Genomic DNA, 17,627 nt, shown 5'->3' on the forward strand with positions numbered 1-17,627 from the left:
AGAAAGAGACCCATGCAGCCGGCCGTAAGCATCCTAACCACCTTCCCAAGTCCCGTAGGTCAAACAGTGATGTTAAAACAGGCAGGTCTCCTGACTTGGGGCATCTCGTTCAGGCCTTCCCGGGCTTAACCAGTGGCTTTTCTGAAAGAAATCGGCACGGCCGATATCCTTCCCCATACAGTGGCGGGTCCGTGCCGGATTAGAACCGGCTTCCCTTTTCAGCGCAGAATACATGTTATGTTGCGCACCTGTTTCCATATAATATCATATTTTGCGAATAATCATTTGAGCAGCAAAATCGGTGATGATTCTCACATACTTCTTTTAAAATTCCCTTCAATGTTAAGTTCAAGAAAGAGAAAAGTCAACAAACGGCTGGCTTCTTTCCTGTTTGATCCGCTGATTTCTTTCTATACGTTTACTTACTTTTCTTACGGCCTGGGCAGAATTGGCCGAAATGTGACCGGTGATGTAAGAATAATAGATGTGTGAACATTACCGTAAGGCATCAGCCTGTCCACGAGCAGCCTCAGACTGTCCATTCCATCAACGGCTGCTTTAATAAAGTAACCAAAGTGCCCTGTTACCCGATGGCATTCGATAACATCCAAATCCCCTGTAATCATTTCTTCGAATTCGTTGGCGGACACTTTCAAATCGCTGATTTGAATGATCAGCAGTGTATCTCTGCCTATTTTGGCGGGGGATACCCGCGCGGAAAATCCTTCAATGACACCCTGCTCCTGCAGCCGGTGCAGCCGCTCGGTAATACTGGGCCGGCTTAGAGCCAGTTTTTTGGAAAGCTCGCTAATCGTCATGCGGGCATCCTCCTGCAGAAGCGCCAGCAAATCAATATCAATTTTGTCCATCTTTTCTCCTTTTCAAAATGAATATTTTACCTCTGAAATTGATTCAATTTGTAAATATATTTGATCAAATGTATTCATTATTGCATATATAAATCGTTATTCAGATTGTATCATGAAGGTAACCATTTTGCATGAAATTGTACGAGAAGGAGAAAGCAATGAAAAGAATTCTATATATTATATTAGGCTGCCTGCTCACAAGCATCGGTGCCGTGATTTTACAGCATGGTGAAGTCATGACGGGCGGCACTGCAGGACTGTCCCTGCTTTTAAGCTATGCCTCTGATCTTCCGTTTGGATTGGTCTTTTTTCTTGTGAATGTACCATTTTATGTGTTGTCGATTATCTTTATGGGCTGGAATTTTACTGTTTCCACGATACTGTCAGTCACCCTGCTGTCTGTGATGACAGGTCTGGATAAATGGCTTCCTGCTTTTGAAATTCCCATGTCTGTCGGGGCGGTTGTTGGGGGAGTTTTTATTGGGTTTGGGCTGTCTATCATGTTTATGAACCGCGCCTCTCTTGGCGGCTCTAACATTGTCGCGCTCATTCTTCAGAAAAAGCTGGGCTGGAATCCCGGCAAACTAAATTTTCTTTTTGATTTTGTAGTCGTCCTATACGGTTTTTATTCCATCGGCGTCTTAAACGGAGCGCTTTCTGTTTTATCGATTATGGTTACTTCAAGTATTATCAGCCATTTTAAACAGAAAATCGGCGCAAGCAATCAATCTGCAAAAGAAAAAGAAGCCTCTCCTTCAGTAGAAGGAACAGTGGCAACAAGCTGATGATCGATCAAGCAATAAAAAAAACGGACCGACTTGGGTCCGTTTTTTTATTGCTCCTCTGTTTAGTTGTACAGGGGCTTAGATTGAAAAATCTGCCGGGACGAAGACTTTTAACTGGTTTGGCCGGACAAATACCGTTTCTCCGGTTTGAATGTCGAGCTCCCGGTATTGTTCTTTCGGCAGCTCGGCTTCTAAAAAGCGGTCTGCTTCCTCTTCTTTTAATTCAATATGCACCGTACGGCCAACGGCATGAACGTGTATCACTTTCGCTTCCACTGCATCCTCTGTCGGCTTTTCCCGCTCAATGACAATGTCATGCGGCCGCACATAAGCAAGTGCCTGCTGTTCAGCGTCTGCTTGATTTCCATTTCGCCATTGGCCGTCTTCGAGCCGGCCATGAAATATATTTACATTGCCAAGGAAATCATACACGAACGGGCTGTTCGGCTGTTCATATACTTCTTCCGGACTTCCGATCTGCTCAATTCTTCCTTCATTCATGACCACAATCCGGTCCGCAACATCTAAGGCCTCTTCCTGGTCATGCGTAACGAAAATGCTCGTGATATGAAACTCGTCATGAAGACGGCGCAGCCACCGACGCAGTTCCTTGCGCACTTTTGCATCAAGCGCACCAAATGGTTCATCCAAAAGCAGCACTTTCGGTTCCACGGCAAGAGCACGCGCTAAAGCGACACGCTGGCGCTGTCCGCCTGACAGCTGTGCTGGATAACGATCTGCAAAAGCTTCAAGCTTCACAAGTGACAGGAGCTCCGTTACTTTTTTCTTGATATCTTTTTTAGACGGGCGCTCTTTTTTAGACCGTACCCTGAGGCCATATGCGACATTGTCAAAAACAGTCATATGTTTAAACAGAGCGTAATGCTGAAACACAAAGCCGACTTTCCGCTCAGTGGTGCGAATATGGGTTATTTCTTCATTTCCAAAAAAGATCACGCCGTCATCTGCTTCTTCAAGACCTGCAATAATACGAAGAAGAGATGTTTTACCGGAGCCGGATGGTCCAAGCAGTGCCACCAGCTCTCCTGTTTGAATATCAAGGTTGATATTTTTCAGCGCTTCAAAAGAGCCGAATGTTTTAGATACTCCCTTTATTTGAATACTCACCTTCTGCTCCTCCTTCAGCCATGCTGGCCGGACTTCCATTCCACAATATTTTTCAAGATTAGTGTCACAATAGCCAAAATGGACATTAAAGATGCCACCGCAAACGCGGCAGAAAATTGGTACTCATTGTATAATATTTCTATATGCAGCGGCATCGTGTTGGTTAATCCGCGAATATGGCCGGATACAACCGATACGGCTCCAAATTCACCTACTGCCCGCGCATTGCACAAAATCACGCCGTATAATAACCCCCATTTTATATTGGGAAGCGTAACGAGCCAGAATGTTTTCCAGCCATTCGCCCCAAGAGTAAGAGAGGCTTCTTCTTCCGCGGATCCTTGTGCCTGCATAAGAGGAATTAACTCACGTGCGACAAAAGGAAACGTAACAAATAATGTAGCCAGTACGATACCCGGTACAGCGAATAAAATTTTAATGTCATGCTGGAATAAGAAATCTCCAAACAATCCATGTGTACTAAACAACAGAACAAAGACCAAACCTGCAATAACCGGTGAAATAGCAAACGGCAGATCAATCAGCGTAATGAGCAGGCTTTTTCCCCTGAACTCAAACTTGGTAATGGCCCAGGCTGCGGCAAGCCCAAACAGCGCATTGAGCGGAACCGTCAGCACCACCACAAGCAGCGTCAGTTTAATGGCCGAAAGCGCATCAGGGTCTGTAATAGAAGCGATATAAAGCCCTACCCCCTGCTCAAATGCTTTGATAAAAATGGCTGCCAGCGGCAGCAGAAGAAACAAGAATAAGAAAGCAAGTGCGACAGTGATCAAAAGAAACCGTATCATAAACGGCTCGCGGGCTGTTTGCTTGACCGCTTGCTTGCTGCCATACTGCAGTGGGATATGTCCAGCCATGGTTTTCCTCCTTAAGAATGTGAATATTTCCGATTTGTCCACCACTGCAAGCCATTAATAAACAGCAGCAATACAAACGAGATAACCAGCATAACCGCTGCAATCGCCGTTGCTCCTTCATAGTCATACTGTTCCAGCTTTGTCATAATCATCAGTGGAGTGATTTCTGTTTTCATCGGCATGTTGCCGGCAATGAACACAACGGACCCATATTCTCCAAGTGCCCGGGCAAAAGCCAAAGCAAATCCTGTCAGTGCCGCTGGAATAATTTCTGGGACAATAACTTTAAAAAACGTCTGCATCCGTCCGGCACCTAAAATAGCTGAGGCTTCCTCTGTTTCCTGGTCAAAATTTTGCAAAACCGGCTGCACCATCCGGACTACAAACGGAAGACCAATAAACGTTAAGGCAATCGTAATGCCAATGGGTGTAAAAGCCACTTTAAAAGGCAGAAACTGTCCGACCCAGCCTGTTTCCGTGTAAAGAGTGGTGAGTGCAATGCCGGCTACAGCTGTTGGCAGCGCAAACGGCAGATCAACTAATCCATCAATAACACGTTTACCAGGGAAGGAATACCGTACAAGTACCCAGGCAATCAGTACGCCGAATACAACGTTGATACAAGCCGCCGCAAAGGAGGCCCCAAAACTCAGCCGGTAAGAAGCGAGAACCCGCGGCTCTGTTACAGCTGCCCAAAAGCCGGACCAGCTCATAGAAGCGGTATTGACAAAAATCATGGCCAGCGGCAGCAGTACAAGCAAACTTACATATAACGTTGTAAAGCCGACCGATAAGCCGAAGCCCGGCAGTATACTATGTTTTTTCCATTTTGTCTTTCTCATTATGTCACCTGCATCTCCTTAGAGGTAGCTAAAGCGGCGGGCAAAAGCCTGCCGCTTTGAATGCTTACTTCGGCTGATAAATTTCGTCAAACGTCCCGCCGTCATCAAAGTGTTTTTGCTGCGCTTCTTTCCAGCCGCCAAATTCATCGTCAATCGTGACAAGACTGATGTCCGGGAACTGGTCTTCATATTTTGCCAGTACTTCCTCATTACGTGGACGGTAATAGTTTTCGGCGGCAATTTCCTGGCCTTTCTCCGTATACAGGTATTCCAGGTACGCTTCGGCAACTTTTTCTGTTCCTTTTTTCTCAGCTACTTTATCGACAACAGCTACTGGTGGTTCCGCTAAAATACTTAAAGACGGATTTACAATTTCAAATTTGTCTTTGCCCAGCTCATTTAGCGAAAGATACGCTTCATTCTCCCAGGCAATCAGGACATCTCCAATTCCGCGTTCTACAAAGGTAGTCGTAGAGCCGCGCGCACCTGAATCAAGCACTTCAACATTTTGATAAATGTCACCTACAAACTGCTTAATTTTCTTTTCATCTCCATTAAACTTTTTATCAGCATACGCCCAGGCAGCCAAGTAGTTCCAGCGCGCTCCACCGGACGTTTTCGGGTTTGGTGTAATGACCGATACACCTTTTTTCGCTAAATCATCCCAATCTTTGATCTGCTTTGGATTTCCTTTCCGGACAAGAAAGACGATCGTAGAGGTATAAGGTGTAGAGTTGTCATCCAGGCGCGTCTGCCAGTCTTCTGCTGTTAACCCTGCTTTGGCGACTTCATCAACGTCCCCAGCAAGCGCCAATGTCACCACGTCCGCTTCAAGCCCATCAATAACGGCCCGCGCCTGTTTTCCTGAACCGCCATGCGACTGCTGAATCGAGACATCCTGGCCGGTTTCTTCTTTCCAGTGAGCGGCAAATTCTTTATTAAATTCTTCATATAATTCCCGTGTTGGATCGTAAGACACATTTAAAAGCTCAACCGGCTCTTTTGAAGAAGCGGCTCCGCTTTCGCCGCTTTCCTTTTCGGTATTGCTGCCGCATCCTGCCAAAATCGTGGCTGTTGCGGTAAGACCCGCTAAAAATGTTAAAGCAAATGGTTTTCTTTTCATCTCCAAAACCTCTCTCTCCTAGTTCGTAATCCATATAAAAAGGCAGACTGCTTTTAACAAAGAATCGTTAAAAGAGTCTGCCTTCAGTTTGTCTGATCGGCATTTATTGAATTTTTACCTGCTTTGGTTTCTCGTATACTTGGTTTTTTTTTAATGGAAACCGCTGTTTTTCCAGTCGGTCAATTTGAGTAATCTGTGAGTCATGAATGACAATTTCTACTGACCCGTATTCAATTCCCTGCAGTGATTTCACAATCCGTTCAATCCATTGTTCATCAATTTGTTTTTTTGTCATGCTGCATCCCTCCATTTTTTAATCTCGACCTTTTCAGTCGACTTTTGGTCAAAAAAAGCTCCTTTTCATCGCCAGGCCAAACATATTGGATAGAGATTACAAGGAGCCTTCAGTTGTCTGATTGGCGTAGTATGTAGTTTTTTATAACCAAGTATTTCGGTTTGTTTTATTTGAATAATTGGATTATAGCCCATTCAGAAAATGATGTCTACCTATTTTTTCAAAAAAAATATTTTTCTGAATTAAACAGGAACAACGGGACGCAGCTGTCCTTTTAATAAGTCTTCTAATGTTGTTTGTTCCAGCACGTAAGCGATCGTGTCTCTTACAAGAGTCCAAAGCGGCTTTAGCAAACAGCTTCCTTCAAGCTGACAGGGCTCATAAGCCGTAACACTCGCACAGCTCATTGGAGACAATGGTCCTTCTATTTGCCGGATTACTTCACCAATATTGATCTCTGCCGGCGACTTGCTTAAAAAGTAACCACCTTGAATGCCGCGTTTACTCTCGACGTACCCAAGCTTCTTAAGACTGAGCAGAATCTTTTCCAAGTATTTTATTGTGACAAGCGTTTCTTCTGATATTTCACTGATTGGCATCAGCCCTTTTTTTTGCCCAAGCACAATAAGCGCCCGCAGTGCATATTCACCACGACTAGAGACCTTCATTTATTTACCTCAATTCCTATTAATTCTATTGGATTTATACAAATTATATGCATTTGCCCTCACGATGTCTACACTTCAAATAAAAAAGCATCTTCGCTTTTTCGCAAAAAATTTTTCAATATAAGATATCTTTTTTCATGCTTTCATAAATTTTTAAAAATTATATTGACGGCAAATTTACTGCTTGTTATTATAAACCTACTAATTCAATCGGATTAAACAACAATACCTACCAGTCAACTGGAGGCTCCCTTACCATCTTCGGATGAGGGAGCCTTTTTTGTTTAATCCATCAAAGGAGGAATAAAACCAGAAAATGAAGAGCGAATTTTTAGAAAAGAAAAAATGGCTGGTTCGATTTATTTCTTTTATAAGCGTTGTTATTCTATTCATCATTTGGTTCCTTGTGACAAATTTAGGCTGGGTGGACTCCTATTTCATTCCAAAGCCACAGGATGTTTGGTCTTCATTTATTGTATTGGTGACGGAAGGATATAAAGGAGCCTCTCTTTTCACACACATTTCTAATAGTTTGTTTCGTCTTTTTACAGCTTTATTATTTGCTTTTATTACAGCAGTCCCGCTCGGTCTCTTATGTGGATACTCAAATTACATTCGAGCGATATTTGATCCAATTATTGAATTCTATCGACCATGGCCGCCGTTGGCCTATTACGCACTGCTCGTCCTTTGGCTTGGCATTGAAGATGAATCAAAGATCGCACTTTTATATTTAAGTGCATTTGCTCCACTATTTATTGCTACGGTTGCGTCTGTTCAAAAGCTGCCCGTTGACCGCATAAACGCAGCGCTCTCTCTTGGTGCTAAAAAACGAAATATACTGTGGCATATTATTTTACCTTCCTGCCAGCCGGATATTTTAACAGGTTTAAGAACAGCCATAGGCATTACTTATGCAACCCTTGTGGCAGCAGAAATGGTCGCAGCAACAAGCGGTATTGGCTGGATGGTTCTTGATGCAAGCAAGTATTTAAGAAGTGACATTGTTTTTGTCGGCATCATGATAATGGGCATCATTGCCATTTTATTAGATGGTTTACTTCGCCTTTATCAATCGCGCCGTTTTTCATGGGTTGGCAAATAAAAATATAAAGAAAATGGAGAATCATGATATGAAAACGATTAAAAGAGGATTTTGGTTACTTTCAGCACTCTTATTACTTATCATCTTCACTGCTGCTTGCTCCAATGAAAATTCATCAGGCAAAGCAAACGATCAGGCTTCGGGATCCAGTTCCGAAAAAGCACCTGAAAAAATTGTTCTTGGATACCAGGTTTCACCGAGCGGAGAGCTTCTCGCTAAAGCGCTTGGCCTGCTGGAAAAGAAGTATCCAGACATTGAGATTGAATGGGTAAAATTTGATTCTGGACGGGATGTAAACAACGCTATCGCAAGCGGCAGTATCGATTTTGGGCTTGTTGGTACCCCGCCAGCCGCCATTGGTGTTGCCAGCAATATGCCTTATAAAGTCTATTATCTTCATGACATCATTGGAGAAAGTGAGGCACTGGTTGTAAAAGAGGATTCTGGCATCCAATCATTAGAGGATTTAAAAGGAAAAAAAATTGCTACAACCTTTAGTTCAACTTCACACTATAGCTTACTTGGTGCACTAAAAAATGAAGGAATTGATCCTGTAAAAGAAAATATCACACTTCTTGATATGCAGCCGCCTGATATTTATGCTGCGTGGCAGCGCGGAGATATTGATGGTGCCTACATTTGGCAGCCTATTCAATCTAAGCTCATCGCAGAACAAGGCAAGGTTATTACACATTCCGGCAAACTAGCAGAACAAGGCGTGCTTACAGCTGAACTTGGAATCGTCCACAACGATTTTGCAGAAAAGTATCCATCTATTGTAGATGGTTATGTTGATGCATTAGATGAAGCCGTTAAATATTACAATGAAAAGCCCGAAGAGTCTGCCGAACTTCTGTCAAAAGAGCTGGGCCTTACTCCTGAAGAAAGCTTAGTTACAATGAAACAAATTGTTTGGCTGGATGCTTCAAAGCAAAAGGAATATTTTAATGGACCGCTCGCAGAAACGCTTAAAGAAACAGCAGATTTCCTTGTTGAACAAAAAGCTATTTCGAGCGCACCTGATTTGGAGGCATATAAACAAGCCCTCCTTCAAGCTCCCCATCAATAACTGTTTATAAGAAGGGACGTGAAAGGCATGGCAACATCAACCGTTTTGCCGTTTGAACAGGAACAATATGAACAAGGGCAGCACAAAAAAATTATCCAAGTAAAAGATTTAACGCTGCAGTATTCACCAAAACAGGCACCTATCCTGCAGGATATCCAGCTCAATTTATACGAAAATGAGTTTGTCTGTGTGCTTGGTCCATCAGGATGCGGTAAATCTTCCTTGTTAAACATTATTGCAGGATTCCAAAAAACATCGCTTGGCAGTGTTTTTCTAAATGGGAAGCCATACACCAGGCCAAATGCAAATATAGGTGTTGTCTTCCAGCATCATAATTTATTTCCTTGGATGACGATTAAAGATAACGTTGGTTTCGGATTAAAAATGAAGGGCCTGCCGAAAGAAAAAAGAGAAAAATTAGTTAGCTATTATCTGCATTTAGTGGATCTTCAAACGTCAGGGGATTTGCTTCCCCACCAACTGTCAGGGGGCATGAAGCAACGAGCAGCAATCGCACGAACACTCGCTGCTGACCCAAAGGCAGTGTTAATGGATGAACCCTTTAGCGCACTTGATGCATTAACCCGTGAAAAAATGCAGCATCACCTTCTGTCCATTTGGCAGAAGACGAAAAAAAGCATTTTCTTTATTACGCATGATGTGGATGAAGCGCTTCTCCTCGGGACTAGAATTTTAGTCATGCAGCCAAATCCAGGGCGCATTACAATTGATTTCCAAAATCCGTTAAAAAGAAATGCTAAAAATCCAGTTGACTTTAAAACTGAGGAATTTCAGGAATTAAGAACTTACCTGATTAATTCAATAAAAAAGAGTTGAAAGGATGATCAGCGTGGCAAAAGTATTCCCAGAGTATCCGCGTCCACTTCATTTCGAAGGAAGAGAAGATAAAGAAGGACCAAAACAGCTGGTAAGAAATACAGATAAAGACATTCAACACTATTCTCTGTTTACGATTCAGCCGCTAAGCCCTGTTATTGGGGCTGTCATTGAAGGGGTTGATTTATCGAAGCCATTAACAACAAAATTAAAAGAAGAAATAAACGATGCCCTTTTAGAATGGAAGGTTATTTTCTTTAAAAATCAAGATATTACCTCCGAGCAGCAAATTGCTTTTGCCAAAAACTTTGGTGAACTTGAAATTCATCCATTTTATAAAGCGCCTGAAAACCGGTCAGATAAAGTCATTCAATTTAACCGGAATCAAAAACAAAAAGGATATGAAAATATCTGGCATTCTGATGTCTCATTTCGAGAAAAACCGGCTAAAGCAGCCGTTCTTCGATTAATTGACGTTCCTCCCGTTGGCGGAGATACACTATGGGCTGATATGGGGGCTGCTTACGACAACTTGTCTGATGATATCAAAAAACGCATCGAATCACTACAGGCTCTTCACGACTTTACCCCTGCATTCAGCCATTTACTGAGTGCTGAAGAGCTTTTAGAAAAACAGCAGCAATTCCCTGCCGTTGCCCATCCAGTCGTTCGAACGCATCCGGAAACCGGAAGAAAAATTTTGTTTGTCAATCCGTCGTTTACAACGAGAATTATAGGGCTGGGGGAAGCGGAAAGTGAAGAATTACTGCGCTTTTTATTCCGTCAGACTCATATTCCTGAATATCAGGTACGCTTTCACTGGGAGGCTAATACCGTCGCTTTTTGGGATAATCGGGCAACTCAGCACTATGCCGTGTCTGACTATTTCCCTTATAATCGAAAAGCAGAACGTGTGACAATCTCAGGAGATCGCCCATATTAATGATCAAGAACGAATGAAGGGTGTACACACTCTTCATTCGTTCTTTGTTTGCTATTTAAGAAAAGGAGTTATGATTATGAGCTGGCTATTTTTAATATTAGGCGTATTCGCAGAAATCATTGGTACGACTTCTATGAAGCTTTCAGAAGGGTTTACGAAACTGCTCCCTTCTATTTCAATCTTTGTATTTTACGGGTTAAGTCTCTCTCTTGTCACCCTGTCATTGAAAAAAATTGACGTCAGTATTGCGTATGCCATATGGTCAGGAGTCGGTACTGCCACCATCACCGTAATTGGACTGATTTACTTCAAAGAACAGCTGTCATTCATTAAAGTTCTTTCGATCCTACTGATCATTTTAGGTGTTGTAGGCTTGAATATTGGCGGCGATGTTCACGGGGAAACGGCAAAAAAACAAGCAGAAATGGAAGAAGTAAAAAAATAATGGCCCAAGAGTGGTTTTGCTTGGGATTCAGCTTATTTAGAAGAAGATTCAAAACAGGACAAAATAATAGCCGCTTTAGTAAATGAATGTGCTGAGCGGCTTTATCATGTCCATAAAATAAAACCAAATATATCACGTTTGTTTTTTTGATGTTTTTCATAACATTCAACACATAGCCAAAAGTATTTTTTACCGCTCGTGACTTCACTTCCTCTTCCCCCTCCTCATTCAGTTTGATCACTTCCCGGCAGCTTAATTTTAATAGCCTTTCGCGTTTCATTCGACGGAAAGACTCTTACGAACAACCTTAAAAGGAACCGCGAGTATAAGTTTTTTCCTGTTGTTGTCTGAATTAGGCTCCATCAGCTCTCCAAAAAACTTTACGAGCCGGTATTTTCCCGGAGGAAGATCATTTTCTAGATAAGGATCAAGAGAAACCGTTTGCGCAAAAGCTTCCTCCGGACGAATAAAAAAGTCTCCCTTTTGAAGGGCTTTTAATTGAATTGGAACAGAGTACCAAACACCATCAATATTTTTTTCTATCGCAAAACGTTCACCAGGTACAAGAGCAAATTTGCTTTCATTTAATATTGTAATGGTTAATTCATTTAGGGATATTTCATCCTGCTTTTTTTCGATCTTTAATGTGACATTATCTTTTGATTGTGTAATATGCTGGATAGGTGCTACTTTATCCTGTTTTTCATCAGCTGTTACCACCTTTTTAAAGTCGCTTATCTGACACGCAGTCAATAAAAATACGTTTATGATTAAAAACAGTAAAATAAAATGCTGTTTATTCACTATAAATCCTCCTTCCTTGTAAGCATATCAGCTTCTCACTATGAATAAGATGCAAAGAAATTATTTTAATGGAAGACTGCTTGATGAATGATATGGTTTATCTTTGGCTGCCCTGCAGGCTGTGCTCATGTAGCTGCATCCTGCTAAAACAGCTGCTGCCCGGTTAATGCCCTAAAGGCTTTAAGGCCGCTTTTCACATTGCCAAAGCCTCTTTTCTGAGATTTATCCATACAAAAAAAGACAGACCGCTTTTAACAATGTGTGAAAAGCGTCTGCCTTCAGTTAGTCTGATCGGCATTTATTCAACTTTCACCTGCTTCAATTTTCTAATTGGAACCGCTAATGTTTGTTTAATTCTTTGTAGTAACTTGGACCTAGTTAATCTATTGCTATCGTTCATCAAATTGTTTTTCAGTAATGTTTACTCCTTCCACCTTCTTTAAATCGACTATCTAAGTCGATCTCCAAGTGGAAAAGCCTCTTTTTCACCTGTATTCCAAAACGCTAGATTAACGTTTTCACCGATTTAATTGGCTTTTAATTGATGTATATTCAAGTACTTTGGGCTGATCTATTGAATACTATGATTGTATGCGCTGGCATTAGGATATTTGCCTGTTTAAAAAAGAACTTTTTCTCAATCATCCTCGAATAGTTAAAAGTGTTTGACCTTTTAAAGAATTTTGACCTATCCCCGCTTACCTAACGGCCAAGTAAAGGGGTTCGTGTTCTAAAATATGGCGTATGCTCGAGGATCCAGAAAATGGTATCGGTATCTCTCACCAATAACCGCAATAATCCCCTTAAAGTGCACAAGCTATGGATCTAGTTATACTTGCACGGCTCAGCTCGGGCAGCGGTCCTTCAATCTGTCGATTCATGTTATGTATCTTAACTTTCTCCAACAGCTTACTTGAAAAGTAACCACCTCGCACTTGCCTTCTGTAAATCCTGATTTTCAGGTGCTAACGGCCTCTTTTATAAATACCTCATATTGCATCTGAAATCCGGCTATTGGACACCCAGTCTTTCTTTTATCCGAGAACGGTCATTGCCCTCAGTGAATAACCCTCGACTGAAGAATTTTGTCTCTACTACCTAAATCTTTATCACTTATATATAGTCACTGTCCCAACCCGATGATCTACCCTCTAATTCACTGCTTTTCTTCAATATTATTGAATTTACTTTTCGTTTTTTCCAATTATACAAACCCCCAAAACTGTATTATATTTAGTTCAAATTAATCCAATCGGATAACTAAAAATTAATATCTGCTTGGGCTTTAATTTTGTTTATTAAATATTAGATGTAAATAAGAAAGGGGAAAAATCTATGTTAGTAGCAGTTGTCATTGATCAAAAAGAAAATATCGTACCCATTATTGATGGAAGTGTTATTCGAGTTTATAACACAGAAACAAATACGCATGAAGATTTTCATAACCCGGCGGTTGATTTAACCGAGGGCAGACGCGGAGCAGCATTATCGCTGGCTATTGATAAAGGAGCAGCCGTCTTTGTTGCCCCTCCCGAAACTTTTTGTGAACTATCGTATGAAAAAGCAAAAAGCCAAAACATACAATTTTACCGTTTGAATGCTTACACAAGTTTTCAAGCATTCCAAGCGTTAATACAAAACCAGCCTCTTCCATTCCAGAATACCTTGCCAGAAAAAGAGATTGTTCCAAGTTATGTACAGGCAGACAGTAATTTATAATTCACCAGTTATTTGAAAGATAGGTGTAAAGTAAGATATTCCGATCTTATTTTCACCTTTTATACCGCTGTAACTCAGCAGATTCTTAATGATCACCTGCAAGCAAATGAGGAGGAACTTAAATGGCCGGTAAAAGAACATTAAAACTTGGTGCAATGATACATGGTGTTGGCGGAGGCTGGGCAGACTGGCGTCACGCGGACTCCTTGCCAAATGCCAGCACAAATTTTGATTTTTATAAACAACAAGCACAGAAAGCAGAAGAGGGCAAATTTGATTTTGTATTTATTGCAGACAGTGTTTCTATAACAGAAAACTCAAGTCCACATTACTTGAATCGTTTTGAGCCTATTACGATTCTCTCTGCTATTGCCGCCGTAACCAATCATATTGGATTAGTGGGAACAGTTTCGGTCAGTTACAGTGAGCCTTATACGATCGCGAGGCAATTTGCCTCTTTGGACCATATCAGCCACGGCAGAGCCGGATGGAATGTAGTTACCTCCTGGCTCTCAGGCTCTGCAGCAAACTATAGCAAAGACTCCCATCCCCCTCATGCACAACGCTATAAAATTGCGGCTGAATACTTAGAACTGACCAAAGGGTTATGGGACTCATGGGAAGATGACGCATTTATCTATGACAAGGAAACAGGGGTCTTTTTTGATAAAGAAAAATTGCATACTTTAAACCATAAAGGTGAATTTTTCTCTGTTAAAGGCCCCTTAAATATCGCCCGTTCTAAACAGGGACAGCCGGTAATCTTCCAAGCAGGCACATCTGAGGATGGAAGAAACTTTGCCGCGAAGAATGCTGATGCCATTTTTGCAGGACATGATGATATCGAAGAATCAAAAGTGTATTATGCGGATGTAAAAATAAGAGCGAAAGAATTTGGAAGAAACCAGAATGACATCTCTATACTGCCAGGTATCATTCCAATTATCGGAGATACACAAGAAGAAGCCGACCGTAAGTATCAGGAAATTGCCAACCTTGTAACAATCGAGAAAGCTGTCGTTGCCTTAGGAAGACCTTTCAATGATTTTGATTTTTCAGGATATCCGCTTGATGAACCTTTCCCTGACCTGGGTGACCTGGGAAATGACAGCCACCGGGGTACATCTGAAAAAATTAAAAAACGGGCAAAAGAAAACAACATGACATTGCGCGAGGTAGCATTGGAGTTTGCCACTCCAAAAGGACAATTTGTGGGAACACCAGAAAAAGTCGCCGATCTTATCGAACAGTGGTTTGAAGAAGAAGCATCCGACGGTTTTATTATTGGCGCTGCCACGCCGAAAGGACTGCCTGAATTTGTGGACCGGGTAGTGCCCATTTTACAAGAACGCGGCTTATACCGAACTGAATACGATCAAGACACTTTACGAGGAAATTTAGGCCTTACAATCCCGGAAAATCGCTATGCACAGAAAGTAGCGTCTAAACCTCTTTAATGAATACTGGTGTAGTTTAACTACTTGAAAGGAGTCAAAATGAAAAAAACATTTATCCATTTTGCCGCAATATTTCTCGTCTTTTCCTTGTTTATCGCCGGATGCTCTAACAATGATTCGAATACAGACGCTCCTGGCTCAGCTTCTTCAAAGGGCAAGGTTACACCGGGTGGAGAGCTAAAATGGGCTTTGGCTGGCACCGTTACAGAGGATAACTTAGATGCTCATAAATCCGGAAATGCCCAGAACGGCCGGGTGACAAGATCTCTCTATGATAGTTTAGTGGTTGAACTGCCGGATCATACAATTAAACCATGGCTAGCCACTTCATGGGAGATTTCCGAAGACAAAAAAAGCTATACTTTTAAGCTTAGAGAAGATGTTACCTTTCATGATGGAACACCTTTTAATGCAGAGGCTGTAAAATTCAACTTTGACCGAATTAAAGATCCAAATACTAAAGCATCAAACTCATTAAATGAAATTGGCCCCTACGAATCAACAGAAGTACTTGATGAGTTTACAGTGAAAATTAATTTTTCTGCCCCCTTTTCTCCTTTTTTAAGTAATGCGGCAAAATCTGACCTTGGTTTCGTTTCTCCGGCTGCTGTAGAAAAATACGGAGATAAGTTTCCACAAAACCCAGTTGGCACCGGTCCATTCAAGTTGGAAAAGTTCACACCCGGAACGCAAGTTGAGCTGGTAAAGAATGAAGATTACAACTGGGCTCCAGAAAATGCTGCGCACCAAGGGCCTGCTTATCTGGATAAGCTTACTATTCAATTTGTTCCTGAGGAAGCTACACGAGTCGGTGTGCTACAAAGTAAACAAGTACATGCAGCCGATATTATTCCGCCACAGAATTTACTTACATTAAAAGAAGACAGCAACTTTAACGTACTTGAAACAGAGTTAAGACAAATTAATTTTTCTTTATATTTAAACCCAGCTAAAACCCCGTGGAATGATTTAAAAGTAAGAGAAGCCGTCCGCTCCGCTCTGGACATTAAATCAGCAGTAGAAACAGTTTATTTAGGAACTTCCGAACAAGCCTGGTCGCCCATTACACCTACAATGTTTGGTTATACCAATACCGTTGAGAACTCTTGGAAGCCAGATCCGAAAAAAACAGCTCAATTGCTTAAGGAAACAGGCTGGAAAAAAGGGGAAGATGGTATATGGAACAAGGACGGAAAACCTTTGGAAATCGACTTCATTGATACACAAGGGAATCGTGAAAAACGCATGGATTTGATGACTGTTTTTCAACAACAGCTAAAGCAGGCTGGAATACAATTAAATATTATTTCTCTTTCAGCTGGCGCCTACTCAGAACGGCGGGAAAACGGTGAATACGATTTAGTAGCAGCCAGCCAGTTTTCCGGAGATCCAGATGTAATGCGTCAAATTTTCTCATCCGAAGGACCGCTTGGAAAACAAAATTTGGCACGTACTGATGTTAAAGAACTGAACCAGCTGCTAGAACAAGGCTATTTAGAAAGTGAGCCTGATAAACGAAAAGAAATCTATAAAAAAGCGCAAGAATACATTATAAAGAATGTTTATTCCATCCCAACTTACCTTTTTCAATATTCTTTTGCCACAGGAAGCGAAGTAAACGGCATTACGTTTGATTCTCCTTCCTTCCCAGTATTCTACGATGCTTGGATTCAACAATAAACTCTAATGAAAGGGAGCCTTTGAGATGGTGAAATTTCTTCTTCAAAGATTACTTGTTTCCATTCTGGTTGTTTGGGGCTCCCTGACTTTAGTGTTTTTTCTTCTTCATATTCTTCCTGGCGATGCTGCCAGGATGATTGGAGGAGAAACGCTAAGTCAGGAGCGTGTGGACCATCTTCAAAAACAATTCGGTTTAGACCGTCCTATCGGAGAGCAGTATATGTCTTATATAACTGGTATTGCAAGTGGCGACCTGGGCAGCTCTTTTGTAGACAATCAGCCTGTAGTTGAAAAGTTGATGGTTCATTTCCCTTCCACTTTAGCCCTTACTTTTGCAAGTGGTCTTATTGCCATTTTGATAGGAGTAGTATTCGGTGTCTTATCTGCTATTTATCAAAATAGCTGGTTTGATTACATTTTTCGGTTTTTCAGCTTATTTAGTGTCTCAATGCCTACCTTTTGGATTGGCATCCTTCTGATTTTAATTTTTTCCGTTCATTTAAAATGGTTTCCTGCTATTGGAAATGGAAGTATTGAACAATTAGTCTTACCCTCGGTATGCCTTGGAGTGGCAGGATCAGGGCTGCTGGCAAGAATGATTCGCAATAGTATGTTGGAAGTTATGAATGAACAATTTGTGTTAGCGCTTAGAGCAAAAGGAATTTCAGAAAAAATGGTTGTATATCAGCATGTATTGCGAAATGCCCTCCTTCCCTCCATTACAATTATTGGTATTCTTGTTGGGGAGCTGCTGGCTGGTGCTGTTGTGACAGAGACGGTCTTTTCCAGACAAGGAATTGGAAGAGTCGTTGTCGATGCTATTAACCAAAAAGATATTCCTATGATTCAGGGAGCGATTTTAATTGCAGCTATTATGTATATTGTTGTGAATTTACTAGTAGATCTTTCTTACTCTTATATTGATCCACGAATACGGAGAGCGCCAGTAAATAAAAGCTAAGCTAAATGAGGTGAAAAAT

18 protein-coding genes and 1 riboswitch are annotated in these 17,627 nt (G+C 41.5%); of the genes, 10 read left to right on the forward strand and 8 right to left on the reverse strand.

All coding sequences use genetic code 11. The features are described 5' to 3' along the window. Positions 1 to 62 precede the first annotated feature (62 nt). Positions 63 to 267: riboswitch (cobalamin riboswitch) on the reverse strand. A 164-nt stretch (positions 268 to 431) separates the two neighbouring features. Then, entirely contained in the window at positions 432 to 869 is a 438-nt protein-coding gene (locus RRU94_RS07690; RefSeq protein WP_315691179.1) for an Lrp/AsnC family transcriptional regulator, read from the reverse strand. 158 nt (positions 870 to 1,027) lie between these two features. Here RRU94_RS07690 and RRU94_RS07695 point away from each other — a divergent pair, with 158 nt between their 5' ends. Further along, complete coding sequence (locus RRU94_RS07695; RefSeq protein ID WP_315691180.1) at positions 1,028 to 1,654, forward strand: YitT family protein; 627 nt, start codon at positions 1,028 to 1,030, stop codon at positions 1,652 to 1,654. 78 nt (positions 1,655 to 1,732) lie between these two features. On the opposite strand, the gene RRU94_RS07700 is transcribed toward RRU94_RS07695, so the two are convergent. The 6 genes from RRU94_RS07700 to RRU94_RS07725 form a co-directional block, all read right to left on the reverse strand. After that, positions 1,733 to 2,782, reverse strand: coding sequence for a sulfate/molybdate ABC transporter ATP-binding protein (locus RRU94_RS07700; protein WP_315691181.1), 1,050 nt, complete (start codon positions 2,780 to 2,782; stop codon positions 1,733 to 1,735). Positions 2,783 to 2,796: 14 nt separating this feature from the next. Continuing rightward, positions 2,797 to 3,660, reverse strand: a complete 864-nt coding sequence (gene cysW, locus RRU94_RS07705; protein WP_242235980.1) for a sulfate ABC transporter permease subunit CysW — start codon at positions 3,658 to 3,660, stop codon at positions 2,797 to 2,799. An 11-nt stretch (positions 3,661 to 3,671) separates the two neighbouring features. Then, positions 3,672 to 4,502: a sulfate ABC transporter permease subunit CysT gene (cysT, locus tag RRU94_RS07710; RefSeq protein WP_315691182.1), complete on the reverse strand. Its 831-nt coding sequence runs from the start codon at positions 4,500 to 4,502 to the stop codon at positions 3,672 to 3,674. Positions 4,503 to 4,566: 64 nt separating this feature from the next. Then, positions 4,567 to 5,625, reverse strand: a complete 1,059-nt coding sequence (locus tag RRU94_RS07715; RefSeq protein WP_315691969.1) for a sulfate ABC transporter substrate-binding protein — start codon at positions 5,623 to 5,625, stop codon at positions 4,567 to 4,569. A gap of 103 nt (positions 5,626 to 5,728) precedes the next feature. Beyond that, a complete protein-coding gene (locus RRU94_RS07720) occupies positions 5,729 to 5,920 on the reverse strand; it encodes a YezD family protein (protein ID WP_315691183.1) in 192 nt (63 codons plus the stop codon). A gap of 242 nt (positions 5,921 to 6,162) precedes the next feature. Further along, on the reverse strand, positions 6,163 to 6,588 hold the full coding sequence (locus RRU94_RS07725; protein ID WP_315691184.1) for an RrF2 family transcriptional regulator: 426 nt from the start codon (positions 6,586 to 6,588) through the stop codon (positions 6,163 to 6,165). A 316-nt stretch (positions 6,589 to 6,904) separates the two neighbouring features. On the opposite strand from RRU94_RS07725, the gene RRU94_RS07730 reads away from it, so the two are divergent. The 5 genes from RRU94_RS07730 (at position 6,905) to RRU94_RS07750 (ending at position 10,987) form a co-directional block, all read left to right on the forward strand. Then, positions 6,905 to 7,693 (forward strand): ABC transporter permease subunit, encoded by a 789-nt coding sequence (locus RRU94_RS07730; protein WP_315691185.1) that lies wholly within the window; start codon positions 6,905 to 6,907, stop codon positions 7,691 to 7,693. 28 nt (positions 7,694 to 7,721) lie between these two features. Continuing rightward, positions 7,722 to 8,762, forward strand: a complete 1,041-nt coding sequence (locus RRU94_RS07735; RefSeq protein ID WP_315691186.1) for a taurine ABC transporter substrate-binding protein — start codon at positions 7,722 to 7,724, stop codon at positions 8,760 to 8,762. A 27-nt stretch (positions 8,763 to 8,789) separates the two neighbouring features. Further along, positions 8,790 to 9,599: an ABC transporter ATP-binding protein gene (locus RRU94_RS07740; RefSeq protein WP_315691187.1), complete on the forward strand. Its 810-nt coding sequence runs from the start codon at positions 8,790 to 8,792 to the stop codon at positions 9,597 to 9,599. A gap of 13 nt (positions 9,600 to 9,612) precedes the next feature. Further along, positions 9,613 to 10,542, forward strand: a complete 930-nt coding sequence (locus RRU94_RS07745) for a TauD/TfdA dioxygenase family protein (protein ID WP_410492940.1) — start codon at positions 9,613 to 9,615, stop codon at positions 10,540 to 10,542. Positions 10,543 to 10,618: 76 nt separating this feature from the next. Then, positions 10,619 to 10,987, forward strand: a complete 369-nt coding sequence (locus RRU94_RS07750; RefSeq protein ID WP_315691189.1) for a DMT family transporter — start codon at positions 10,619 to 10,621, stop codon at positions 10,985 to 10,987. Between the two features lie 276 nt (positions 10,988 to 11,263). On the opposite strand, the gene RRU94_RS07755 is transcribed toward RRU94_RS07750, so the two are convergent. Further along, positions 11,264 to 11,791 carry an immunoglobulin-like domain-containing protein gene (locus RRU94_RS07755; protein ID WP_315691190.1) on the reverse strand — a complete coding sequence of 176 codons (528 nt, stop codon included), beginning with the start codon at positions 11,789 to 11,791 and terminating at the stop codon, positions 11,264 to 11,266. 1,335 nt (positions 11,792 to 13,126) lie between these two features. Here RRU94_RS07755 and RRU94_RS07760 point away from each other — a divergent pair. The 4 genes from RRU94_RS07760 to RRU94_RS07775 all read left to right on the forward strand — a co-directional run bounded on the left by RRU94_RS07760 (position 13,127) and on the right by RRU94_RS07775 (position 17,608). Further along, positions 13,127 to 13,510 (forward strand): NifB/NifX family molybdenum-iron cluster-binding protein, encoded by a 384-nt coding sequence (locus RRU94_RS07760; RefSeq protein ID WP_315691191.1) that lies wholly within the window; start codon positions 13,127 to 13,129, stop codon positions 13,508 to 13,510. 122 nt (positions 13,511 to 13,632) lie between these two features. Further along, entirely contained in the window at positions 13,633 to 14,967 is a 1,335-nt protein-coding gene (locus RRU94_RS07765; protein ID WP_315691192.1) for an LLM class flavin-dependent oxidoreductase, read from the forward strand. Between the two features lie 39 nt (positions 14,968 to 15,006). Then, complete coding sequence (locus tag RRU94_RS07770; protein WP_315691193.1) at positions 15,007 to 16,647, forward strand: ABC transporter substrate-binding protein; 1,641 nt, start codon at positions 15,007 to 15,009, stop codon at positions 16,645 to 16,647. Positions 16,648 to 16,672: 25 nt separating this feature from the next. Next, positions 16,673 to 17,608 (forward strand): ABC transporter permease, encoded by a 936-nt coding sequence (locus RRU94_RS07775; RefSeq protein ID WP_315691194.1) that lies wholly within the window; start codon positions 16,673 to 16,675, stop codon positions 17,606 to 17,608. The last annotated feature ends 19 nt before the right edge of the window (positions 17,609 to 17,627 follow it).

The organism is Domibacillus sp. DTU_2020_1001157_1_SI_ALB_TIR_016, assembly GCF_032341995.1.
GTDB lineage: Bacteria > Bacillota > Bacilli > Bacillales > Domibacillaceae > Domibacillus > Domibacillus indicus_A.